Raw genomic sequence first — 21,080 nt, forward strand, 5'->3', positions numbered from 1 at the left:
AGCCGCACAAGAACTGACAACCTGTAGGAGCGAGCCTGCTCTGGGCGGCGTTCCGACGCTGGCATCCTCTAAAACTCAATAATCATCCCCGCGCGCGGTCACATCCTTCTCGACCATCGCCCCATCCGGATCCTGCCCCGCCGGAAACTTCCCTTTCAAATTCCACGCAAACGCAATGATCTCGGCGACCGTCAGATAGAGCTCCTGCGGAATGCTGTCCCCCAGTTCCATGCGCGCCAATAACCTCACCAACTCGGCGTTTTCGTAGATCGGCACTTCGCAGTCGCGGGCGATGCGCAGGATTTCTTCCGCCAGCTCTTCGTCGCCCTTGGCGGTGAGGGTGGGGGCGTGGGTGCCGTCGTATTTGAGGGCGATGGCCTGGCGTGGGGCGTTGGTATTGTTCATGCGGTTTCGTCGACCCAGCGTTGTTCGAGGCGGGTTTGTGGGCCTTGGGGCGGTGTGCCGAGGTGGCAATCCAGGTCGCCGACGTTCAGGCCCGCGCCCAGCAAGCGTTCGCGCAGGCCCGTCAGATTGCTTTCGATCAGGCTGGCGGTGTACGGGCGCTCGGCCCAGAGCTGGCTGGACAGGCTGCCGTTGATCAGCTGTGCCTGTATTTGCAACGGTCCCAACGGCTCCATGGCAAAGGCCAGCTCCACGTGCCACAACTGTTGTTTGGGTTCGCGTTCTTCGCGTCGTTCTTTGGGCTGTTCTTTCTCGGGGGCGTCTTCGCGCTGGAACTTGACCTGCAACGGCACGATGTCCTGCAGATTGCGCATCGGGATTTCCAGCTGCCAGGTGCTCATCAGCCGTCCGTCGGCGGTGACGCCGGTCTGTTCCAGGCTTGAGAGCTGGTGGCTTTGCAGGCGTGAAACAGCGGCGGCTGCCAGGCGCAGCAGGTGTTCGAGATCGCCTTCGCCCTCGGCGCTTTGCAGCAAGCGCTCGGGCAAAGGGAAACTCGTCGGCGATGGCTTGGCGCTGACCTGGCCGAGCATGCCGAGGGCATTGCGCACGAAACTCGGCATGGCCTGGGCCAGGGTGTTGGCGGCGATGATTGCGCCGAGATTGGTGCTTGTCGGCAGCCCCGGCGTCAGTTGCCCGATCAGTTTGAGCAGGTCGCCTTTCATGTCCGGTGCCAGTGCTGGATTCTGGCCGCTCAGCAGTTTCGACTCGAGGAATGCGCCGCTGCTGGCCAAGGCTAACGCGAGCCCTTTGGGTGTGCTGAGTTGCTGCGCATCAGGCAGGCCGGCGAGCAGTTTGTCGACGGCTGCGCGCAGACCGCTGGAGGTCTGCTCGGAGGGCGGCAGGTTTTGCAGGAGCTTGAGCAATCCATCCAGCGAGCCCTGGCGACTTTGCTGGCTGACCAATTGCTGGGTCACGGCCAATTGCTTCTGGCGACTGCTCAGCGGTACGAATTTCAGTGTCTGGTTATCCTGCACCTGGGCGCTGAGCAAGGTGCCGATGCGCAACGGTTGCTCGCTGTCGATGCTCAGGGTGCTACCGCTCAGGGCGGTATTGAGCAGGCTGACCATCGAGCGAAACACCGCGGGCTGACCCGGCACTTGCGGCAGCACTTGAGACGTCAATACTTTGCCTTGCAGCAACGTGCCCGGGGGCAGTTGCGCGGTGTCGATGCGGGTGAGGGTGGCGACGCTGGAGGCGATGGCCTGTTGCACGGTCACCGCCAGGTTGCCCGCCGAAGGCTGGGTGACGAGCATGCTGGTGCCTTGAGCCAGCGGTTGGTTGCTGGTGGTCTGGACCGTGGTCTGACGGCCGCTGTCGAGGGTGACTTTTAACAGCAGTTGAAAGGTCTGGTCCGCCTGCTTGAGCGACAGCACTTCAGCCTTGGCAGTCTGGCCTTCAGTGATTAGACCTTCGATGGGCGTCAGCAGTTTGAGCAACTCGCCACTGATTGCCTGCGCACGCGAAGTCGCCGGGGTGGGCTGCGGCAGCGGGAGGATGTTCATTTCGCCTGTCATACGCGGTCACAACCTGAGGAAAATGCACTCTTTAGAGTAAGGCATGGCATGTATAATGCGGCGCCGTTGTATCCAAAAATGACGGAAACTTTGCAAATGTTTGACGCAGCTCTCTAGATCGAGCCGTCATTGCATTTATGCTGCATCTCTTTAACGGCCGCGCCAGAGCCGACTTGAACCGTATAAGGCCCGTGAACCCTTGACCAGTCCTGTCCTGCAAACCGTTGCCCTTGCCTGCGAGCGAGACCTTCGGCTGCTCTTCGAAAATCTCGATTTGAGACTGGCCAGTGGCGAAATGGTGCAGATCAGCGGCCCCAACGGTAGCGGCAAGACCAGCCTGTTGCGTTTGCTTTCGGGATTGATGCAGCCGACCGCCGGTCAAGTGCTGCTCAACGGTCAGCTACTGAACGAGCAACGCACGGAACTGGCGCGCAATCTGTTGTGGATCGGCCATGCTGCCGGTATCAAAGACCTGCTGACGCCGGAAGAGAACCTTACTTGGCTCTGCGCCTTGCATCATCCGGCGACCCATGAGGCGATCTGGCAGGCGCTGGCGGCCGTTGGCCTGCGTGGTTTCGAGGATGTGCCGTGCCATACCTTGTCCGCCGGTCAGCAGCGCCGCGTCGCACTGGCGCGACTGTATCTGGACAGCCCGCCGCTGTGGATTCTCGACGAGCCCTTCACCGCCCTCGACAAGCAAGGCGTGGCGCAACTCGAAGAACACCTGGCCGCCCACTGCGAGCGCGGCGGTATGGTGGTCCTGACCACTCACCACACGCTGAGCCGGATGCCGGCCGGTTATCGCGACATTGACCTGGGGAATTGGGCCGTATGAGTGTGTTCGGCCTGTTGGTCGCCCGTGAGGCTCGCCTGCTGTTCCGCCGTCCGGCGGAACTGGCCAATCCGTTGGTGTTTTTCGCCATCGTCGTTTCGCTGTTCCCGTTGGCGGTCGGCCCCGAGTCTCAATTGTTGCAAACCTTGTCTCCGGGTCTGGTCTGGGTCGCGGCCCTTTTATCGGTTTTGCTCTCGCTGGACGGGCTTTTCCGCAGTGATTTCGAAGATGGATCGCTCGAACAGTGGGTCCTTTCGCCGCACCCCCTGGCTCTTCTGGTTTTGGCCAAAGTGCTGGCACACTGGGCGTTTTCCGGCCTGGCACTGGTTCTGCTCGCACCCCTGCTGGCGTTGATGCTCGGTTTGCCTGCCGCTTGTCTGCCGGTGTTGCTGCTTTCGTTGTTGCTCGGTACACCGGTGTTGAGCCTGCTCGGTGCGGTGGGCGCGGCGCTGACGGTCGGTTTGAAGCGCGGTGGGCTGTTGCTGGCATTGTTGATTCTGCCGCTGTACATCCCGGTGTTGATCCTCGGCAGTGGCGCCTTGCAGGCGGCATTGCAGGGAATGCCGGCGACCGGTTATCTGCTGTGGCTTGGTAGCCTGACCGCCCTGGCGATAACCCTTACACCTTTTGCAATAGCTGCTGGCCTGAAGATCAGCGTCGGCGAATAATGAGGTCTGGTCAAATTTTGATCAGTAAAGACCCTGGCTCTTCACAGTAAAGAGCAACCGTGATGGAAACAGTATGAACTGGACGTGGTTTCACAAACTCGGCTCGCCCAAATGGTTTTACGGCATCAGCGGCAGAATGCTGCCCTGGCTGAGCGTTGCGGCGTTGCTGCTGATCGGTGTTGGCGTGGTCTGGGGCCTCGCCTTTGCGCCGCCGGATTACCAGCAGGGCAACAGCTTTCGCATCATTTACATCCACGTTCCGGCCGCCATGCTGGCGCAGTCCATCTACGTGATGCTGGCGGTGTGCGGTATCGTCGGGCTGGTGTGGAAGATGAAACTGGCCGACGTCGCCCTGCAATGCGCAGCGCCGATTGGCGCCTGGATGACCGCCGTGGCGCTGGTCACCGGGGCGATCTGGGGCAAGCCGACCTGGGGCTCGTGGTGGGTCTGGGATGCGCGACTTACGTCCATGTTGATTCTGCTGTTTTTGTACTTCGGTCTTATTGCACTGGGCAACGCCATCAGCAATCGTGACAGTGCGGCCAAGGCCTGCGCGGTGCTGGCGATTGTCGGTGTGATCAACATTCCGATCATCAAGTACTCGGTGGAGTGGTGGAACACCCTGCACCAGGGCGCGACCTTCACCCTCACCGAAAAACCGGCGATGCCCGCCGAGATGTGGCTGCCATTGCTGCTGACGGCGCTGGGTTTCTATTGTTTCTTCGGTGCGGTCCTGTTGCTGCGCATGCGCCTTGAAGTGCTCAAGCGTGAAGCGCGGGCCAGTTGGGTGAAAGCCGAAGTGGAAAGCAGCCTGGAGGTCGCTCGATGAGTTTTGCTTCATTCGGCGACTTCATCGCCATGGGCCATCATGGCCTGTATGTCTGGTCAGCCTATGGCATCTGCCTGGCGGTATTGGCCCTCAACGTGGCGGCGCCGATCCTGGCCCGCAAGCGGTATCTGCAACAAGAGGCGCGTCGTCTGCGCCGGGAGAACGGCAAGTGAATCCGCTGCGCAAAAAGCGTCTTATCATCATTCTCGCGATCCTGGTGGGTGTCGGCGCTGCCGTCGGCCTGGCCCTGAGCGCCCTGCAGCAGAACATCAATCTGTTTTACACACCGACCCAGATCGCCAACGGCGAAGCCCCGCAAGACACGCGCATCCGTGCGGGCGGCATGGTCGAGGCGGGTTCGTTGCAACGCTCCGGCGACTCGCTGGACGTGAAGTTCGTCGTCACCGACTTCAACAAATCCGTGACCATCACCTATCGCGGCATTCTTCCGGATCTTTTCCGCGAAGGGCAGGGCATTGTCGCCCTGGGCAAGATCAACGCCGATGGCGTGGTAGTGGCCGATGAAGTGCTGGCCAAGCACGATGAAAAGTACATGCCGCCGGAAGTGACCAAAGCCCTGAAAGACAGCGGCCAGTCGGCACCCACTCCCGCGAAAGAGGGCTAACTGATGACAGCTGGAATTTTCATTCCCGAGTTGGGCCACCTGGCCATGATCCTGGCGCTGTGTTTCGCGCTGGTTCAGGCCGTGGTGCCGTTGGTGGGTGCCTGGCGTGGTGACCGTTTGTGGATGAGCCTGGCCCAGCCGGCCGCGTGGGGGCAGTTCGCGTTTTTGCTGTTCGCCTTCGGTTGCCTGACGTACGCCTTCATGGTCGATGACTTCTCCGTCGCCTATGTGGCCAACAACTCCAACAGCGCGCTGCCCTGGTACTACAAGTTCAGCGCCGTGTGGGGTGCCCACGAAGGCTCGTTGCTACTGTGGGCCATGATTCTCGGTGGCTGGACCTTCGCGGTATCGGTGTTCTCCCGGCAGTTGCCGCAAGTCATGCTGGCCCGTGTGCTGGCGGTGATGGGCATGATCAGTACCGGTTTCCTGCTGTTCCTGATCCTCACCTCGAACCCGTTCAAACGCATCCTGCCGCAAATGCCCACCGACGGCGCCGACCTCAATCCGCTGTTGCAAGACATCGGCCTGATCGTTCATCCGCCGATGCTGTACATGGGTTACGTCGGTTTCTCGGTCGCCTTCGCCTTCGCCATCGCCGCGTTGATGGGCGGTCGTCTGGACGCCGCATGGGCCCGTTGGTCGCGTCCGTGGACCATCGTTGCCTGGGCATTCCTCGGCATCGGCATCACCCTCGGTTCGTGGTGGGCTTATTACGAACTCGGCTGGGGCGGCTGGTGGTTCTGGGACCCGGTGGAAAACGCCTCGTTCATGCCTTGGCTGGTGGGCACCGCGCTGATTCACTCGCTGGCGGTCACGGAAAAACGTGGCGTGTTCAAGAGCTGGACCGTGTTGCTGGCCATCGCCGCGTTCTCGCTGAGCTTGCTGGGCACCTTCCTCGTGCGCTCCGGCGTGCTGACGTCGGTGCATGCGTTTGCCTCCGATCCGGAGCGCGGCGTGTTCATCCTGATTTTCCTGCTGTTCGTCGTCGGCGGATCGCTGACGCTGTTCGCCTTGCGCGCACCGGTGGTCAAGAGCCAGGTCGGTTTCAACCTGTGGTCCCGGGAAACCCTGCTGCTGGGCAACAACCTGGTGTTGGTTGTCGCGGCGTCGATGATCCTGCTCGGCACGTTGTACCCGCTGATTCTCGATGCCATGACCGGCGCCAAGTTGTCGGTCGGCCCGCCGTACTTCAACGCACTTTTCATTCCGTTGATGGCGTTGCTGATGATGGTGATGGCCGTCGGCGTGATCGTGCGCTGGAAAGACACACCGGTGAAATGGCTGGTGAGCATGCTCACGCCCGTCCTGCTCGGCAGCGCTGCGCTGGCGGTCGTCGCAGGCGTCGCCTACGGCGATTTCAACTGGGCGGTCCTCGCGACCTTCATGCTTGCAGCCTGGGTGTTGCTGGCGGGTGCGCGTGATATTTTCGACAAGACTCGCCACAAAGGCCTGATCAAAGGTTTGCCGACCCTGACCCGCAGCTACTGGGGCATGCAGGTCGCGCATTTGGGCATTGCCGTATGTGCGCTGGGTGTCGTGCTGTCCAGCCAGAACAGTGCCGAGCGCGACCTGCGCTTGGCGCCGGGCGAATCCATGGACCTGGGCGGTTATCAGTTCGTGTTCGAAGGCGCCAAGCATTACGAAGGCCCGAACTTCACCTCGGACAAGGGCACCGTTCGCGTCATCCGCGATGGCAAGGAAATCAGCGTGCTGCACCCGGAAAAACGCCTCTACACCGTGCAAAATTCGGTGATGACCGAAGCCGGGATCGACGCAGGTTTCACCCGTGACCTCTATGTCGCCCTTGGCGAACCGTTGGGCGATGGCGCGTGGGCCGTGCGCGTGCACGTCAAACCGTTCGTGCGCTGGATCTGGTTCGGCGGTCTGCTGACAGGTCTGGGTGGATTGCTGGCGGCGCTCGATCGTCGTTATCGGGTCAAGGTGAAAAGCCGTGTGCGTGAAGCGCTGGGCCTGTCGGGAGCGACTGCATGAAACGTTGGTTGATGGTGTTGCCACTGGCGATTTTTCTGGTGGTGGCGGTGTTCCTTTATCGCGGTCTGTACCTGGACCCGGCCGAACTGCCTTCGGCGATGATCGGCAAGCCGTTCCCGGAATTTTCCTTGCCCGCGGTGCAGGGCGACAAGACCCTGACCAAGGCCGACATCCTCGGTAAACCGGCGTTGGTCAACGTGTGGGGCACCTGGTGCATTTCCTGCCGGGTCGAGCACCCGGTGCTGAACAAACTGGCCGGGCAGGGCGTGGTGATCTATGGCATCAACTACAAGGACGTCAATGCTGACGCCTTGAAGTGGCTGGCGGATTTCCACAACCCGTACCAACTGGACATCCGCGATGACGATGGCTCGCTGGGCCTGAACCTCGGCGTGTATGGCGCACCGGAGACCTTCTTCATCGACGCCAAGGGCATCATCCGCGACAAGTTCGTCGGGGTGATCGACGAGCAGGTCTGGCGCGAAAAACTGGCGGCGAAGTATCAGGCGCTGGTCGACGAGGCCAAGCCATGAAGCGCTGGATTGCTGCCGCTGTTCTGGGTTTGAGCATGGCCGGCGTGGCCCACGCGGCCATCGACACCTACGAGTTCGCCAAGGAAGGTGATCGCGAGCGTTTTCGCGAGCTGACCAAGGAGCTGCGTTGCCCCAAGTGTCAGAACCAGGACATTGCCGATTCCAACGCACCGATTGCCGCTGACTTGCGCAAAGAGATTTTCCGCATGCTCGGCGAGGGCAAGGACAACCAGCAGATCATCGACTTCATGGTCGATCGCTACGGTGATTTTGTCCGTTACAAACCCGCCCTGAATGCCAAGACCGCGTTGCTCTGGTTCGGCCCCGCCGGCCTGTTGCTGGGCGGCGTCGTGATTATCGCGGTGATCGTCCGCCGTCGTCGCGTGCAGCGCGCCGACATCAAGGATGAGCTGTCTCCCGAGGAACGTTCGCGCCTCGACAACCTGTTGGATAAAAACCAAGAATGATTGATTTCTGGCTCGCTGCAGGTCTGCTGCTTCTGGTTGCCCTGAGTTTTCTGTTGATTCCGGTCCTGCGCAGTCGTCGTGCCCAGCGCGAAGAGGATCGTACCGCCCTGAACGTAGCGCTTTATCAGGAACGCGTGGCTGAGTTGCAGGCTCAGCAGGAAGAAGGCGTTCTTGATGCGGCGCAGATGGACGCCGGTCGCGCCGAAGCCGCCCGCGAGTTGCTGGCGGACACCGAGGGCGTCGAAGCGCCGCGGGTGTCGCGTTTGGGCAAACCCTTGCCTTTGCTGGCGGCGATTCTGGTGCCGGTGTTGGGCCTGGGGTTGTACCTGCATTTTGGTGCCAGCGACAAAGTCGAGCTCACTCGCGAATTCGCCCATGCGCCGCAGTCGATGGAAGAGATGACCAAGCGCCTGGAGCGTACGGTGGCGGCTCAACCGGATTCCGCCGAAGGTGTGTATTTCCTCGGTCGTACCTACATGGCTCAGGATCGCCCTGCGGAGGCGGCGAAGATGTTCGAGCGCACCGTGAGCCTGGCGGGTCGCGAGCCGGAGTTGCTTGGCCAATGGGCTCAGGCCCTGTACTTTGCCGACGGCAAGAAATGGTCTGACAAGATCCAGGCCCTGACCGATGAAGCGCTCAAGGCGGATCCGAAAGAGGTCACCAGCCTTGGCCTGCTCGGCATTGCCGCTTTTGAAAGTGAGCGTTATCAGGACGCCATCGATTACTGGAATCGCCTGCTGGCCCAATTGCCGGCAGAGGATAATTCCCGGGAGGCCCTGCAAGGCGGGATTACCCGCGCCACCGAGAAACTGCAGGACAGTGGCGGCAAGGTCGCGCAAGCACCGGCAGCCAAGGCCGCGGCAGTGCTCAAGGTCAGCGTCGATCTGGCAGCGGAGCTCAAAGCCAAGGTCCAGCCCGGCGACAGCGTCTTCATCTTCGCCCGTGCTGTTTCCGGTCCTCCGGCACCCCTGGCGGTCAAGCGTATGACCGTGGCCGATTTGCCGGTGACGGTCGAGTTGGGTGACGCCGATGCGATGATGCCGCAATTGAAACTGTCGAACTTCCCTGAAGTCCAACTGGTTGCGCGCATTTCCCGCGCCGGCAAACCCACCGCCGGTGAATGGATCGGTCGCAGCCAGCCCCTGGCCAGCAGTACCACCGCGCCGCAAACACTGACCATCGACAGCCCGGACAAATAACAGGAAACGCCACCATGACCGCCATTGCTCGTATTGCCCTGCTCAGCGCTGTTTTGGGGTTAAGCGCTTGTGCGGTCCAGCGGCCGCCGGAACAGCCAGCCCCGGCACCGATGCCGCCGTCGCAGCCAAGACCTACGCCATCGACGTCGCCCACCCCGAGCAAACCGAGCAAACCGAGCGTCCCGGCCAAACCGGCCAAGCCGATGCCGCGTACCTCGGCCAGCTTCGCGCCGCCGCCGGGCGGGAACAGTCATTGGGATCAGAAGCTGGGGGTTTATGTGCTTGATGACCAGCCCAATACCTTTTATCGCCAGCGGACTTACTACCGTTGGGATAATGGCTGGAGCCGTTCGATCAGTCCGAAAGGGCCTTGGGAGGAGACGGATATCCACGGGGTGCCGGGCGGGTTGGGGCGGCAGTTCGAGCAGTAACGCAGACAGGCGACCTTCGGGTCGCCTTTTTTGTGGGCGTTGAAAGTGTTTTTCGGGCCGCGTGTGAACTCTTTGGGAATGGGCTTGTTCGCGAAGGCGGCCTGACTTTGGTTGACCGGGTACATATCCATTCCTGCGGTAACGACGGCTTATGGTTTCGCCCTTACGGCGACTCACTTTTTTACAAGCGCCTAAAAAAGTAAGCAAAAAACGCTCGCCCCTTACGTACGGCCCCTCGCTGAGGCTCGGCGTTCCTTCGCTCCGGCATTCATCCGGGGGCATTGCCCTCCGGTCGGCTTCGCTTCGACCTACATGCAATGAGTTCGACTGCGTCGAACGGCGCTGCGCGCCAATCCCCGGATAAACACCTCCACTCAGCCTCCCGAGGGGCGGGTGGATCAAAAGCGGAAGGCGAGCTAACGCTCGGCCTGATGAGTGGTGAGGAGCGTGGTGTACGCCAATCAACTGTAGGAGCTGGCTTGCCAGCGATGGCGGCCTGACAGACGACCTGATTTCGCGGATGTATCACTCCGTAGGAGCTGCCGAAGGCTGCGATCTATTGATCTTGCCTGTAAAAAACAGAGTCAAAAGATCGCAGCCTAGTTGCACTCGACAGCTCCTACAGGGAAACACGCACGCATCAGAACCAGACCGGCCGGTAGGCCGCCTCTGACGCGGTTGCGGTATATGCCCCCTCATGAAAAACCAGGGCGAATACCGGTCTGAGTCAAGTCTGCCGGGTTCGCCAGTGGACACCCAATCCGGTCACAACCGCGACCAAACACGCCAGCCCTCCAGCTCAACCTTTCACAAAACCTTCATCAAATGATTCACCCAGTGACATGTGCAAGTCATAGGGCTGACATGCCCCGTGCCTAAAGTCTGTTGAACTCAAATACGGCCACGGACGGCTGTTCAACCAGACAGAGAAGCCCATGAACGCAGCTATCCATGTCGATCATCTGAACAAGACCTTTGCGCGTAAAACCGCACTGGTCGACCTCGAACTGACCATCGCGGCCGGTGAGATGGTCGCGCTGATCGGCGCGTCCGGCTCCGGCAAATCCACCTTGTTGCGGCATCTCGCGGGCCTGGCCTGTTGCGATAAAAACAACGGTGGCAGCGTCAAAGTGCTGGGGCGGGAAGTACAGGCGAGCGGACGGCTCAATGGCAAGGTGCGCCGCTTGCGCGCCGACATCGGCTACATCTTCCAGCAGTTCAACCTGGTCAATCGCCTGAGCGTGCTCGACAACGTGCTGCTCGGTTGCCTGGGCCGCATGCCGCGCTGGCGTGGCAACCTGGGCCTGTTCAATGCCGAGGAAAAACAGTTCGCCATGGAGTCCCTGGCCCGCGTCGGCCTGGCTGACCTCGCCGCGCAGCGGGCCTCGACCTTGTCCGGTGGGCAGCAGCAACGCGTGGCGATTGCCCGTGCACTGACCCAGCGTGCCGAAGTCATCCTTGCGGACGAGCCGATCGCCTCTCTCGACCCGGAATCGGCGCGCAAGGTTATGGAAATCCTCGCCGACATCAATCGCCGCGACGGCAAGACCGTGGTGGTGACCCTGCATCAGGTCGACTACGCCACCCGCTATTGCCCGCGCGCCGTGGCGCTCAAGGCCGGTCGGATTCATTTCGATGGGCCGGGTACTGAGCTCAGTGGCGCGTTCCTCAACGATTTGTACGGTGCTGACATCGACACCAGCCTCATGTGCTCCGAGCCTTCCCGTCACAACGAAGCTGCACCCCGGCTGGTGCTGGCGCGTGTTTGATCACTCCGGACTCCCCAACCGTTCACTCTCAGGAAACCTTTCCATGTTGAACCGTATCGGTCGCGTTTTTGCTGGTGCAGCACTGCTCACCGGTTGTTTGATGGGCACCGCCCAGGCTGAAGAAAAAGCCATCAACTTCGGCATCATGTCCACCGAGTCGTCGCAAAATCTCAAGAGCGTCTGGCAGCCATTCCTAGATGACATGCAGAAGCAGACCGGCTTGAAGATCAACGCCACATTCGCTTCCGACTATGCCGGCCTGATCCAGGGCATGCGTTTCAACAAGGTCGATGTGGCGTGGCTGGGCAATAAGGCCGCCATCGAAGCCGTGGACCGTTCCAACGGCGAGATCTTCGCCCAGACCGCTGCAGCCAGTGGCGCTGCCGGTTACTGGAGCGTGTTGATCGCGCGCAAAGACAGCCCGATCAACTCGGTCGACGACATGCTCAAAGACGCCAAGAACCTGACCTTCGGCAACGGTGATCCGAACTCCACCTCGGGCTATCTGGTGCCGGGCTACTACGTGTTCGCCAAGAACAACGTCGATGCCGCCACCGCGTTCAAGCGCACGCTCAATTCCAGCCATGAGGTCAACGCCTTGAGCGTGGCCAAGGGGCAACTGGATGTGGCGACGTTCAACACCGAAAGCTGGGATCGCCTGGAAGTCACCCAGCCCGATAAAGCTGCGCTGTTGAAAGTGATCTGGAAGTCGCCGCTGATCCCTGCCGACCCGTTGGTGTGGAGCAAAGCGCTGAGTGACAGCGAGAAGACCAAGATCCGCGATTTCATCTTCAGCTACGGCGACACCGACGAAGAGAAAGCGGTGCTCAAGGGCATGCAACTGGGCAAGTTCCTGAAGTCCAGCGACGACCAGTTGCTGCCGATTCGTCAGCTCGAGTTGTTCAAGCAACGCACCACGATCACTGCGGACACCAAGCTTGATGCGGCCGATAAAACCAAAAAACTGGCCGAGATCGATGCCGAGCTGGCGAAGCTGCAAGAGCGCATCACCTTGCTCGAGAAGAGCGATAAAAAGACCGCCAACGCCGGTTGATCCATGCCTCGGTAAGTGTGGGAGCAAGCTTGCTCCTACGGGTTTTGTACCCGCCATGACATATGTGAATCGCCTCTTTAAACGCTTTTTAGAGAACCCTCATGACCACTCTGCACGCTGAAGCGGTTGGCAAGCGTACCTGGCCGCAATACGCCGGTTGGGGCCTGTTTCTGGTCCTACTGGCCTGGGCCTGGCACGGCGCTGAAATGAATCCGATGGCGCTGTACCTCGACTCGGGAAACATGGCGACGTTCGCCGGGGACTTCTTCCCGCCGGATTTCCATGAATGGCGCATGTACCTCAAGGAAATGCTCGTCACCGTACAAATCGCCCTGTGGGGCACGGTGCTGGCGATTGTCTGCTCGGTGCCGCTGGGCATTCTCTGCTCGGAAAACATCACACCGTGGTGGATCCACCAACCGCTGCGCCGGGTGATGGATGCGTTCCGCTCGATCAACGAAATGGTCTTCGCCATGTTGTTCGTGGTGGCTGTCGGGCTGGGGCCGTTTGCCGGGGTGTTGGCGCTATGGATCAGCACCACCGGCGTACTCGCCAAACTGTTCGCCGAAGCCGTCGAAGCGATTGATCCGGGCCCGGTCGAAGGTGTTCGCGCCACCGGTGCCAGTGCCTTGCAAGAGGTGATCTACGGGGTGATTCCGCAAGTGATGCCGCTGTGGGTGTCCTACGCGCTGTACCGCTTCGAAGCCAACGTGCGTTCGGCGACGGTGGTGGGGATGGTCGGCGCTGGCGGTATCGGCGTGATCCTGTGGGAGAACATCCGCGCCTTCCAGTTCACGCAGACCTGCGCGGTGCTGCTGGTGATCATCGTCATCGTCAGCCTGATCGACATCCTGTCGCAACGCCTGCGCAAGCAGTTCATCTGACTTTTTCGGAGGGGTGCCCGCGGGCGCTTTTTTTAAAGCATGCAGTTGTCTAGACAAGATGAGCCGGTGTACCGCGAATTGGCCGACATCCTGCGGCGGGAGCTGGCGGAGTACCGCGCCGGAGACTTCCTGCCGGGCGAGGTGATGTTGGCCGAGCGCTTCGGTGTCAATCGTCACACCTTGCGCCGCGCCATCGATGAGTTGGTGTTCGAAGGCAGCCTGTTGCGCCGCCAGGGCAAAGGCACCCAGGTGCTGGAACGGCCGCTGATTTACTCGATGACCGCCGAGAGCGCCTACAGCCAGTCTTTGTCAGCCCAGGGGCATGGCGTCGAGGCGCTACTGCTCAAACGTCGCTACTGCTTTGCCAGTCGCGAAGAAGCCCAACATCTGGGCATCGCCGAAATGGCGCCGATGATCGAATTGCAGACCTTGCGCAAGCTCGACAACCAACCGGTCAGCCTGATCCGCCATCGCTATTGCGCCACTCACGCGCCGCTGCTGGCCGACTACACCGGTGGCTCTCTGCGCAAATACCTGAGCGAACGGGACCTGCCACTGACCCGTACCCAGAGCCTGATCGGCGCCCGATTGCCCAACCGCGAAGAAGCCGCGCTGCTGATGATGCCCCGGCATCTGCCGGCGCTGAGTGTCTTCACCCTTTCCCGCGATCGCGACGGCCGTGCCGTGGAGCTGGCCCAGTCCACCAGCCGTTCGGATCGCTTCCAGTACCAGGTCGTCACCTGATGGAGAACGCCATGCAAAACCCTGTTCCTCACGCCGAACGGCAGCACTGGATTGGTGTGCTGGCCCGCGCCCGTCGCAGTGAATTGCAGCCCTTTGAAGATGCGTTGCGCGACATTGAATACCAACTGATCCGCGCCCCGGAAGTCGGCATGACCCTGGTCCGTGGCCGCATGGGTGGCAATGGCGCGCCGTTCAACGTCGGTGAAATGAGCGTGACCCGCTGCGTGGTGCGCCTGGCCGATGGCCGTACGGGCTACAGCTATCTGGCGGGGCGCGACAAGGCCCATGCCGAACTCGCCGCGTTGGCCGACGCGCATTTGCAGGGCGTGCAGCAGCGGCACTGGCTGGCGGACATGATCACGCCGCTGGCGGCAGCTCAAGCTGAGCGCCGGGCACAAAAAGAGGCGGAAACCGCCGCCACCAAAGTCGAATTCTTCACCCTCGTGCGAGGAGAAAACTGATGAGCGCACAGTTGTTGCAACCGGCGTTTGCCGACCCGGTGCTGGATGCCCAGCGTGGATTTCGCGCGGCACTCAAGGCGTTGGCCGGCCCCGGATTGATCCAGACCCTACAGGTCGCACCGAGACTCGAAGGCCTGGCCCCCGCGACTTATGCACTCTGCCTGGCAATGCTCGATGTCGACACACCGCTGTGGCTCGCGCCGTCATTCGATACGCCGCTGATCCGCGCCAACCTGGCGTTCCACTGTGGTTGCCCGCTGACCACCCGGCGTGAAGACGCGAGATTCGCTTTGCTTGCCTCTGAAGACCTGCTCGACCTGAGCGGTTTCGATACCGGCAATGATCGTTATCCCGACCAGTCCTGCACCGTGCTCATTCAGCTGCCAAGCCTCGGCGGCGGGGCAGGGCTGAAGTGGCGAGGGCCGGGGATTGAAAGCGAACACGACGTGGCGCTGCCGATAGCCGATGGCTTGTGGCGCGAACGTGAACGCCGCAACGAATTCCCCCGTGGCCTCGACCTGTTTTTCACTGCCGGCCACGACCTGATCGGTTTGCCGCGCAGTACCCGCATCGCAGAGGAGCGTGCCTGATGTACGTAGCCGTCAAGGGTGGCGAACAGGCCATCGACAATGCCCACCGCCTGCTGGCGAAAAAACGTCGGGGCGATACCGCGGTCACTGAGTTGAGTGTCGAGCAGATCCGTCAGCAACTGCCGCTGGCAGTGGCGCGGGTGATGAGCGAAGGCTCGCTGTACGACGAAGAACTCGCCGCGCTGGCGATCAAGCAAGCGGCGGGGGATCTGGTGGAAGCAATCTTCCTGCTGCGCGCCTACCGCACCACGTTGCCGCGCTTCAACCCGAGCCTGCCGATCGATACCCAGAACATGCAGCTCAGCCGACGCTTGTCCGCGACCTTCAAGGACGTACCGGGCGGGCAACTGCTGGGGCCGACCTTCGATTACACCCACCGTCTGCTGGACTTTGCCTTGCTGGCCGAAGGCGAATACCCGGGACCGCAAACCACGCCGAATGCCAGTCTCGATGCGTGCCCGCGAGTCCTCGGTTTGCTGGCGCAGGAAGGCCTGATCAAGACCGAATCCGACAGCGGCGAAAACGTGGCCGACATCACCCGCGACCCGCTGGAGTTGCCCGCCAGTCGCGCTCAACGCCTGCAAGCCCTGGCCCGTGGCGACGAAGGTTTCCTGTTGGCGCTGGGCTATTCGACCCAACGCGGTTATGGCCGCAACCACCCCTTCGCGGGTGAAATCCGCATCGGCGAAGTCGAGGTCTGGATCGACCCTGAAGAGCTGGGTTTTCCGATCAACCTGGGCAACATCGAAGTCACTGAGTGCGAGATGGTCAACCAGTTCGTTGGCTCGGCCACTGAGCTGGCGCAGTTCACTCGCGGCTACGGCCTGGCCTTCGGACACGCCGAGCGCAAGGCCATGGGCATGGCTCTGGTCGACCGTGCGTTGCGCGCCGACGAATACAACGAAGAAGTTGTTTCCCCGGCGCAGCAGGAAGAATTCGTGCTGATGCACTGCGACAACGTCGAGGCCGCCGGTTTTGTCTCGCACCTCAAGCTGCCTCACTACGTCGACTTCCAGGCCGAACTGGAACTGATCCGCAAACTGCGCAAGCCTGCCGAGGGCCAAAACCATGAATGACATGAGCCAGGCACCCGTGCGCGATGCGGCGTACAACTTCGCCTACCTCGATGAACAGACCAAACGCATGATCCGCCGCGCCTTGCTCAAGGCCGTGGCGATCCCCGGTTATCAGGTGCCGTTCGGTGGTCGCGAGATGCCGTTGCCTTACGGCTGGGGCACCGGTGGCATGCAGTTGACCGCCGCGATTCTCGGTGACGATGACGTGCTCAAGGTCATCGATCAGGGCGCCGACGACACCACCAACGCCGTATCGATCCGCCGCTTCTTCGCCCGCACCGCAGGCGTCGCCACCACCGAAAGTACGCCGGACGCGACGGTGATCCAGACCCGTCACCGCATCCCGGAAACGCCGCTGCACGCCGACCAGATCATGGTTTACCAGGTGCCGATTCCGGAGCCGCTGCGCTTTATCGAGCCGTCGGAAACCGAGACCCGGACCATGCACGCCCTCAACGATTATGGGGTCATGCACGTCAAACTTTACGAAGACATCGCCACCTTCGGCCACATCGCCACGGCGTACGCCTACCCGGTGATGGTGGACGAGCGCTACGTGATGGACCCGTCGCCGATCCCCAAATTCGACAACCCGAAACTCGACATGAGCCCGGCGCTGATGCTGTTCGGCGCTGGCCGCGAGAAGCGTCTGTACGCGGTGCCGCCGTACACCAAAGTCACCAGCCTCGACTTCGAGGATCACCCCTTCGAAGCGCAGAAATGGGAAGCGTGCTGCGCGATTTGTGGCAGCCGTGAGTCGTTCCTCGATGAGTTGATTCTCGACGACGCCGGCACCCAGAGCTTCGTCTGTTCCGACACTTATTACTGCGCACAGCGCGTCAGCCAGCAGGAGCAGGGCCAATGAACCAGGCGCTGAAAAACGATGTGACCGTGTCCACTGAACCGCTGCTGCGAGTGCGTGATTTGTCGCTGTTGTACGGCCCGGAGAAAGGTTGCCAGGACGTCAACTTCGATTTGTATCCCGGTGAAGTTTTGGGAATTGTCGGCGAGTCCGGCTCGGGCAAATCCACCTTGCTCTCACTGCTCAGCGGCCGCCTGCCGCCGCAGCGCGGCAGCATCGGTTACCGCGACAAACAGGACCAATGGCTGGACCTGTACAGCGCCAGCGAAGCCGAGCGCCGCACCTTGCTGCGTACCGAATGGGGGTTCGTCGAGCAGAGCCCGCGTGACGGTTTGCGCATGGGCGTGTCCGCTGGCGCCAACATCGGCGAACGTCTGATGGCCCAGGGTGTGCGCAATTATCAGCAGCTGCGCGGGGCCGGTCTCGACTGGTTGAGTCAGGTGGAAATCGATCCGCAGCGCATTGACGATTTGCCCCGGACCTTTTCTGGCGGCATGCAGCAACGCCTGCAAATCGCCCGCAATCTGGTGTCGAGCCCACGGTTGGTGTTCATGGACGAGCCGACCGGTGGCCTCGATGTCTCGGTGCAGGCGCGCTTGCTCGACCTGCTGCGCGGACTGGTGCGGGAACTGGATCTGGCGGTGGTGATTGTCACCCACGACTTGGCGGTGGCACGTCTGCTGGCCGACCGCCTGATGGTGATGCGCCGCTCGCGGGTGGTGGAAACCGGGCTGACCGATCAGATCCTCGACGATCCCCAACACCCTTATTCGCAACTGCTGGTGTCTTCGGTGTTGCAGCCGTGAAGCCCCGTTCAATAGTGGAAACCGAGCGATGAATACCTTGATCGAGGTCCGTGACCTCTCGAAAACCTTCACCCTGCATCAGCAGCACGGCGTGGTCCTCAACGTACTGCGCGGGATCGATTTCAGTGTGGCGGCCGGTGAATGCCTGGTGCTGCACGGTCAATCCGGCGCCGGTAAAAGCACCTTGCTACGCACCTTGTACGGCAACTATCTGCCCGCAGGCGGCAGCATTCGCGTGCAGCACGATGGCCAATGGCTGGAGCTGGTGGGCGCCGAACCCCGGGACATCCTGCAAGTGCGTCAGCGCACGTTGGGTTATGTCAGCCAGTTTTTGCGAGTGATCCCGCGGGTCGCGTGCCTTGACGTGGTGATGGAACCGGCGCTGGCCCGGGGCTGGGCGAAAGAGCAGGCGCAAGCGCGTGCCGAATCGCTACTCAGCCGTCTGAACATTCCGCAACGCCTGTGGCAACTGGCTCCCGGCACGTTCTCCGGTGGCGAGCAGCAACGGGTCAACATCGCCCGAGGTTTCATGGTGGCGTGGCCGGTGATGTTGCTCGACGAGCCCACCGCATCACTCGACGACAACAATCGCCAGGTGGTGCTGGAACTGATGAATGAAGCAAAAGTTGCAGGGGCCGCACTGATCGGCATTTTCCACGATCGCATCGCCCGCGAAGCGGTTGCCGACCGCCATCTCGACATGACCCCAGCCGCAGTCAGCCAAGAGGAATACGCCGATGCCCGTTGAACAGATCCTCAGCAATGCCCAACTGGTCACCGCTGACCGTGTGTTCTACGGCACCGTGGTGCTGCGCGACGGCGTGATCGCTGAAGTCTGCGAAGGCCCGAGCCGCCTGCCTCAGGCGCAGGATCTGCATGGTGATTACCTGCTGCCGGGTCTGGTGGAGCTGCACACCGACAACCTGGAACGTCACATGACCCCGCGCCCCGGTGTGGACTGGCCGTCGGTACCGGCGGTGCTCAGCCACGATGCACAGATCATCGCGGCGGGCATCACCACGGTGTTCGATGCGGTGTCCATCGGCGACGTTAACCCCAAGGGCAATCGCATGCAGAAATTGCCGGCGATGCTGGAGGCGATTACCAAAGCGTCCGATGCCGGCCTGACCCGGGCCGAACACCGGTTGCACTTGCGCTGCGAGCTGTGCCACCCGGACACCTTGAGTGTGTTCCGCGATCTGGTGGAAAACCCGCTGGTGCAACTGGTGTCAGTGATGGACCACTCGCCGGGCCAGCGCCAGTTTGTGCTGGAATCCAAGTACCGTGAGTACTACATGGGCAAGTACCACCTGACCACGACGCAGATGGATGACTTCATCGCCCTGCAAATGGCCAACTCGCGGCAGTACAGCGACCGGTATCGTGCGGCAATTGTCGAGCACTGTCTGGCCCTTGGCCTGTCGGTGGCCAGTCATGATGACGCGACCCTGGCCCACGTCGAGGAGTCGGCGCGCTACGGCATGACCATCGCCGAGTTCCCGACCACGGTCGAGGCGGCGCGCGGATGCCGGGAACGGGACATGAAAGTGTTGATGGGCGCACCGAACATCGTGCGCGGCGGATCGCACTCGGGTAACGTGGCCGCCGCAGAGCTGGCGGCCGAAGGCTTACTGGATATCCTGTCCAGCGATTACTACCCGGCGAGCCTGTTGCAATCAACGTTCGCGCTGGCAGCGCAGAACAATCGCATCGGCCTGGCCGAAGCGGTGCGCATGGTCAGCCTGAACCCGGCCCGCGCTGCGGGTTTGCATGATCGTGGCGAAATTGCAGCGGGCCTGCGGGCTGATCTGGTGCAAGCACGCAGTCACGACGGTCTGACGGCGGTTCAACAAGTTTGGCGGCAAGCAAAGAGGGTGTACTGATGTCGGGCAGGTTGATCTATCTCATCGGACCTTCCGGGTCGGGCAAGGACAGCCTGTTGGACGCGGCGCGAGGCCGGTTGGCCGAAAGAGGCTGCCGCATCGTGCGGCGGGTCATCACCCGTTCGGCGGAGGCGGTGGGCGAGGCGGCCTTGGGTGTCAGCCCGCAGCAGTTCGCCGAGATGGAGGCGCAAGGCGCGTTTGCCCTGAGCTGGCACGCCAACGGTTTGTCCTACGGCATCCCGCGGGAAATCGACGATTGGCTGAAGGCGGGACAAGATGTGCTGGTCAATGGCTCGCGCGGGCATTTGCACAATGCCCGTGAGCGCTACCCGCACATGCTTGTGGTGCTGCTGACCGTGGATCAAGCGGTGTTGCGCGAGCGCTTGCTGGCACGAGGACGGGAGTCCGTGGCGGAAATAGACGCACGGTTGGCGCGCAACGCCCGATTCAACCAAAGCGTACTGGCCGGCAACGACCCGATGGTGCATGTCCTCGATAACTCCGGGGCACTGGAAAATACGGTGGAACGCTTGCTCGCCTGCATCGACGAACCCGCGATATGCGCTTGACGTTGCTCGGCACCGGTGATGCCCGGCAAGTCCCGGTCTACGGCTGCGAGTGCGTGGCTTGCGATCGGGCGCGTAAGGATCAGCGTTTGCAGCGTCGACCCTGCAGTGCGCTGATCGAGTGCGGCGATCAGCGCTGGTTGATCGACAGCGGCATGCCAGAGCTGTGCGAGCGCTTTGCGCCGCGCAGCTTCAACGGCATTTTGCAGACTCACTACCACGCCGATCACGCCCAGGGCTTGTTGCATCTGCGTTGGGGCCAGGGCCTGGTGATTCCGGTGCACGGCCCGGTGGACCCGGAAGGCCTGGCCGACCTCTACAAACACCCCGGCATTCTCGATTTCAGCCAGCCGTTCGGGGCCTTTGAAACACGCACCTTCGGCACGCTGAACGTTACCGCGTTGCCGTTGCTGCACTCCAAACCGACCCTGGGGTATCTGTTCGAAGGCGAGGGACGGCGCATTGCCTATTTGACTGACACCGTGGGCCTGCCACCGTCCACCCTGGACTGGCTACTGCGCGAACCGCTGGATGTGCTGGTGCTGGACTGCTCCCTGCCACCGCAACCTCAGGCGCCGCGCAATCACAACGACCTGAACCTGGCGTTGCAGTGCATTGACGAACTGCGGCCAACGTCAGCGGTGTTGACCCATGTCGGGCATACGTTGGATGCGTGGTTGGTTGAGCATCGCGAAGAATTGCCGGGCAATGTCAGTGTCGGGTTTGATGGGTGTGAGCTGTAAAAAGATCTGTATCGGTCACGATCTGTAAAACAACCGAACGTCTCCCTTCGTGTTTTTGTGCTTGAGTAAAGATAACTCTAGGGTTACTTT

At 61.6% G+C, this 21,080-nt stretch carries 25 protein-coding genes; 23 read left to right on the forward strand and 2 right to left on the reverse strand.

All coding sequences use genetic code 11. The features are described 5' to 3' along the window. Positions 1–75: 75 nt before the first annotated feature. The gene (locus QYH43_RS11335; protein ID WP_301157063.1) at positions 76–405 is read right to left on the reverse strand and encodes an EscU/YscU/HrcU family type III secretion system export apparatus switch protein; all 330 of its coding nucleotides are present in this window, start codon (positions 403–405) and stop codon (positions 76–78) included. Continuing rightward, complete coding sequence (locus QYH43_RS11340) at positions 402–1,976, reverse strand: flagellar hook-length control protein FliK (protein ID WP_301157064.1); 1,575 nt, start codon at positions 1,974–1,976, stop codon at positions 402–404. The genes QYH43_RS11335 and QYH43_RS11340 overlap by 4 nt, the downstream gene beginning before the upstream one ends. A 199-nt stretch (positions 1,977–2,175) precedes the next feature. Between QYH43_RS11340 and ccmA the strand changes: the two genes are divergently transcribed. The 23 genes from ccmA to phnP all read left to right on the forward strand — a co-directional run bounded on the left by ccmA (position 2,176) and on the right by phnP (position 20,990). Continuing rightward, positions 2,176–2,811: a cytochrome c biogenesis heme-transporting ATPase CcmA gene (ccmA, locus tag QYH43_RS11345; protein ID WP_095059046.1), complete on the forward strand. Its 636-nt coding sequence runs from the start codon at positions 2,176–2,178 to the stop codon at positions 2,809–2,811. Next, positions 2,808–3,476 (forward strand): heme exporter protein CcmB, encoded by a 669-nt coding sequence (ccmB, locus tag QYH43_RS11350; RefSeq protein ID WP_007980754.1) that lies wholly within the window; start codon positions 2,808–2,810, stop codon positions 3,474–3,476. Before ccmA ends, ccmB begins: the two co-directional genes overlap by 4 nt. Before the next feature lie 73 nt (positions 3,477–3,549). Continuing rightward, entirely contained in the window at positions 3,550–4,305 is a 756-nt protein-coding gene (locus tag QYH43_RS11355; RefSeq protein ID WP_095059047.1) for a heme ABC transporter permease, read from the forward strand. Then, on the forward strand, positions 4,302–4,478 hold the full coding sequence (gene ccmD / locus QYH43_RS11360) for a heme exporter protein CcmD (RefSeq protein WP_007980758.1): 177 nt from the start codon (positions 4,302–4,304) through the stop codon (positions 4,476–4,478). Before QYH43_RS11355 ends, ccmD begins: the two co-directional genes overlap by 4 nt. Continuing rightward, on the forward strand, positions 4,475–4,930 hold the full coding sequence (gene ccmE / locus QYH43_RS11365) for a cytochrome c maturation protein CcmE (protein WP_060541439.1): 456 nt from the start codon (positions 4,475–4,477) through the stop codon (positions 4,928–4,930). The genes ccmD and ccmE overlap by 4 nt, the downstream gene beginning before the upstream one ends. 3 nt (positions 4,931–4,933) lie before the next feature. Then, positions 4,934–6,922, forward strand: a complete 1,989-nt coding sequence (locus QYH43_RS11370; protein WP_301157065.1) for a heme lyase CcmF/NrfE family subunit — start codon at positions 4,934–4,936, stop codon at positions 6,920–6,922. Then, entirely contained in the window at positions 6,919–7,455 is a 537-nt protein-coding gene (locus QYH43_RS11375) for a DsbE family thiol:disulfide interchange protein (RefSeq protein ID WP_095059049.1), read from the forward strand. The genes QYH43_RS11370 and QYH43_RS11375 overlap by 4 nt, the downstream gene beginning before the upstream one ends. Further along, the gene (locus QYH43_RS11380; protein ID WP_095059050.1) at positions 7,452–7,922 is read left to right on the forward strand and encodes a cytochrome c-type biogenesis protein; all 471 of its coding nucleotides are present in this window, start codon (positions 7,452–7,454) and stop codon (positions 7,920–7,922) included. The genes QYH43_RS11375 and QYH43_RS11380 overlap by 4 nt, the downstream gene beginning before the upstream one ends. Then, positions 7,919–9,121 (forward strand): c-type cytochrome biogenesis protein CcmI, encoded by a 1,203-nt coding sequence (ccmI, locus tag QYH43_RS11385; protein ID WP_301157066.1) that lies wholly within the window; start codon positions 7,919–7,921, stop codon positions 9,119–9,121. The genes QYH43_RS11380 and ccmI overlap by 4 nt, the downstream gene beginning before the upstream one ends. A gap of 14 nt (positions 9,122–9,135) precedes the next feature. Further along, positions 9,136–9,552 carry a hypothetical protein gene (locus tag QYH43_RS11390; protein ID WP_301157067.1) on the forward strand — a complete coding sequence of 139 codons (417 nt, stop codon included), beginning with the start codon at positions 9,136–9,138 and terminating at the stop codon, positions 9,550–9,552. A 935-nt stretch (positions 9,553–10,487) separates the two neighbouring features. Then, a complete protein-coding gene (phnC, locus tag QYH43_RS11395) occupies positions 10,488–11,321 on the forward strand; it encodes a phosphonate ABC transporter ATP-binding protein (RefSeq protein WP_095061677.1) in 834 nt (277 codons plus the stop codon). 43 nt (positions 11,322–11,364) lie between these two features. Continuing rightward, positions 11,365–12,375 carry a phosphonate ABC transporter substrate-binding protein gene (gene phnD, locus QYH43_RS11400; RefSeq protein ID WP_095152608.1) on the forward strand — a complete coding sequence of 337 codons (1,011 nt, stop codon included), beginning with the start codon at positions 11,365–11,367 and terminating at the stop codon, positions 12,373–12,375. A gap of 101 nt (positions 12,376–12,476) precedes the next feature. After that, the gene (gene phnE, locus QYH43_RS11405) at positions 12,477–13,259 is read left to right on the forward strand and encodes a phosphonate ABC transporter, permease protein PhnE (protein ID WP_301157068.1); all 783 of its coding nucleotides are present in this window, start codon (positions 12,477–12,479) and stop codon (positions 13,257–13,259) included. A gap of 39 nt (positions 13,260–13,298) precedes the next feature. After that, positions 13,299–14,003, forward strand: a complete 705-nt coding sequence (gene phnF / locus QYH43_RS11410) for a phosphonate metabolism transcriptional regulator PhnF (RefSeq protein WP_177408863.1) — start codon at positions 13,299–13,301, stop codon at positions 14,001–14,003. Positions 14,004–14,014: 11 nt separating this feature from the next. After that, positions 14,015–14,464 (forward strand): phosphonate C-P lyase system protein PhnG, encoded by a 450-nt coding sequence (gene phnG, locus QYH43_RS11415; protein ID WP_095061669.1) that lies wholly within the window; start codon positions 14,015–14,017, stop codon positions 14,462–14,464. Then, positions 14,464–15,054 (forward strand): phosphonate C-P lyase system protein PhnH, encoded by a 591-nt coding sequence (phnH, locus tag QYH43_RS11420; RefSeq protein ID WP_095061667.1) that lies wholly within the window; start codon positions 14,464–14,466, stop codon positions 15,052–15,054. Before phnG ends, phnH begins: the two co-directional genes overlap by 1 nt. Further along, complete coding sequence (locus QYH43_RS11425; RefSeq protein WP_301157069.1) at positions 15,054–16,130, forward strand: carbon-phosphorus lyase complex subunit PhnI; 1,077 nt, start codon at positions 15,054–15,056, stop codon at positions 16,128–16,130. The genes phnH and QYH43_RS11425 overlap by 1 nt, the downstream gene beginning before the upstream one ends. After that, complete coding sequence (locus QYH43_RS11430) at positions 16,123–16,995, forward strand: alpha-D-ribose 1-methylphosphonate 5-phosphate C-P-lyase PhnJ (RefSeq protein WP_301157070.1); 873 nt, start codon at positions 16,123–16,125, stop codon at positions 16,993–16,995. Before QYH43_RS11425 ends, QYH43_RS11430 begins: the two co-directional genes overlap by 8 nt. Then, on the forward strand, positions 16,992–17,798 hold the full coding sequence (gene phnK / locus QYH43_RS11435; RefSeq protein ID WP_095061661.1) for a phosphonate C-P lyase system protein PhnK: 807 nt from the start codon (positions 16,992–16,994) through the stop codon (positions 17,796–17,798). The genes QYH43_RS11430 and phnK overlap by 4 nt, the downstream gene beginning before the upstream one ends. Before the next feature lie 28 nt (positions 17,799–17,826). Next, positions 17,827–18,546 (forward strand): phosphonate C-P lyase system protein PhnL, encoded by a 720-nt coding sequence (phnL, locus tag QYH43_RS11440; protein ID WP_095061659.1) that lies wholly within the window; start codon positions 17,827–17,829, stop codon positions 18,544–18,546. Then, on the forward strand, positions 18,536–19,681 hold the full coding sequence (locus tag QYH43_RS11445) for an alpha-D-ribose 1-methylphosphonate 5-triphosphate diphosphatase (RefSeq protein WP_095061657.1): 1,146 nt from the start codon (positions 18,536–18,538) through the stop codon (positions 19,679–19,681). Before phnL ends, QYH43_RS11445 begins: the two co-directional genes overlap by 11 nt. Continuing rightward, positions 19,681–20,250, forward strand: a complete 570-nt coding sequence (gene phnN / locus QYH43_RS11450; protein ID WP_095061655.1) for a phosphonate metabolism protein/1,5-bisphosphokinase (PRPP-forming) PhnN — start codon at positions 19,681–19,683, stop codon at positions 20,248–20,250. Before QYH43_RS11445 ends, phnN begins: the two co-directional genes overlap by 1 nt. After that, positions 20,241–20,990: a phosphonate metabolism protein PhnP gene (gene phnP / locus QYH43_RS11455; protein ID WP_301157071.1), complete on the forward strand. Its 750-nt coding sequence runs from the start codon at positions 20,241–20,243 to the stop codon at positions 20,988–20,990. The genes phnN and phnP overlap by 10 nt, the downstream gene beginning before the upstream one ends. Positions 20,991–21,080 lie beyond the last annotated feature (90 nt).

The sequence above is a fragment of the Pseudomonas sp. C32 genome (assembly GCF_030417915.1).
Taxonomy (GTDB): domain Bacteria; phylum Pseudomonadota; class Gammaproteobacteria; order Pseudomonadales; family Pseudomonadaceae; genus Aquipseudomonas.

Coding starts and splice junctions, on each gene's coding strand:
- QYH43_RS11335 (WP_301157063.1), bottom strand. CDS start 405: ATGAACAATACCAACGCCCCACGCCAGGCCATCGCCCTCAAATACGAC.
- QYH43_RS11340 (WP_301157064.1), bottom strand. CDS start 1,976: ATGACAGGCGAAATGAACATCCTCCCGCTGCCGCAGCCCACCCCGGCG.
- ccmB (WP_007980754.1), top strand. CDS start 2,808: ATGAGTGTGTTCGGCCTGTTGGTCGCCCGTGAGGCTCGCCTGCTGTTC.
- QYH43_RS11355 (WP_095059047.1), top strand. CDS start 3,550: ATGAACTGGACGTGGTTTCACAAACTCGGCTCGCCCAAATGGTTTTAC.
- ccmD (WP_007980758.1), top strand. CDS start 4,302: ATGAGTTTTGCTTCATTCGGCGACTTCATCGCCATGGGCCATCATGGC.
- QYH43_RS11370 (WP_301157065.1), top strand. CDS start 4,934: ATGACAGCTGGAATTTTCATTCCCGAGTTGGGCCACCTGGCCATGATC.
- QYH43_RS11375 (WP_095059049.1), top strand. CDS start 6,919: ATGAAACGTTGGTTGATGGTGTTGCCACTGGCGATTTTTCTGGTGGTG.
- QYH43_RS11380 (WP_095059050.1), top strand. CDS start 7,452: ATGAAGCGCTGGATTGCTGCCGCTGTTCTGGGTTTGAGCATGGCCGGC.
- ccmI (WP_301157066.1), top strand. CDS start 7,919: ATGATTGATTTCTGGCTCGCTGCAGGTCTGCTGCTTCTGGTTGCCCTG.
- QYH43_RS11390 (WP_301157067.1), top strand. CDS start 9,136: ATGACCGCCATTGCTCGTATTGCCCTGCTCAGCGCTGTTTTGGGGTTA.
- phnC (WP_095061677.1), top strand. CDS start 10,488: ATGAACGCAGCTATCCATGTCGATCATCTGAACAAGACCTTTGCGCGT.
- phnD (WP_095152608.1), top strand. CDS start 11,365: ATGTTGAACCGTATCGGTCGCGTTTTTGCTGGTGCAGCACTGCTCACC.
- phnE (WP_301157068.1), top strand. CDS start 12,477: ATGACCACTCTGCACGCTGAAGCGGTTGGCAAGCGTACCTGGCCGCAA.
- phnF (WP_177408863.1), top strand. CDS start 13,299: ATGCAGTTGTCTAGACAAGATGAGCCGGTGTACCGCGAATTGGCCGAC.
- phnG (WP_095061669.1), top strand. CDS start 14,015: ATGCAAAACCCTGTTCCTCACGCCGAACGGCAGCACTGGATTGGTGTG.
- phnH (WP_095061667.1), top strand. CDS start 14,464: ATGAGCGCACAGTTGTTGCAACCGGCGTTTGCCGACCCGGTGCTGGAT.
- QYH43_RS11425 (WP_301157069.1), top strand. CDS start 15,054: ATGTACGTAGCCGTCAAGGGTGGCGAACAGGCCATCGACAATGCCCAC.
- QYH43_RS11430 (WP_301157070.1), top strand. CDS start 16,123: ATGAATGACATGAGCCAGGCACCCGTGCGCGATGCGGCGTACAACTTC.
- phnK (WP_095061661.1), top strand. CDS start 16,992: ATGAACCAGGCGCTGAAAAACGATGTGACCGTGTCCACTGAACCGCTG.
- phnL (WP_095061659.1), top strand. CDS start 17,827: ATGAATACCTTGATCGAGGTCCGTGACCTCTCGAAAACCTTCACCCTG.
- QYH43_RS11445 (WP_095061657.1), top strand. CDS start 18,536: ATGCCCGTTGAACAGATCCTCAGCAATGCCCAACTGGTCACCGCTGAC.
- phnN (WP_095061655.1), top strand. CDS start 19,681: ATGTCGGGCAGGTTGATCTATCTCATCGGACCTTCCGGGTCGGGCAAG.
- phnP (WP_301157071.1), top strand. CDS start 20,241: ATGCGCTTGACGTTGCTCGGCACCGGTGATGCCCGGCAAGTCCCGGTC.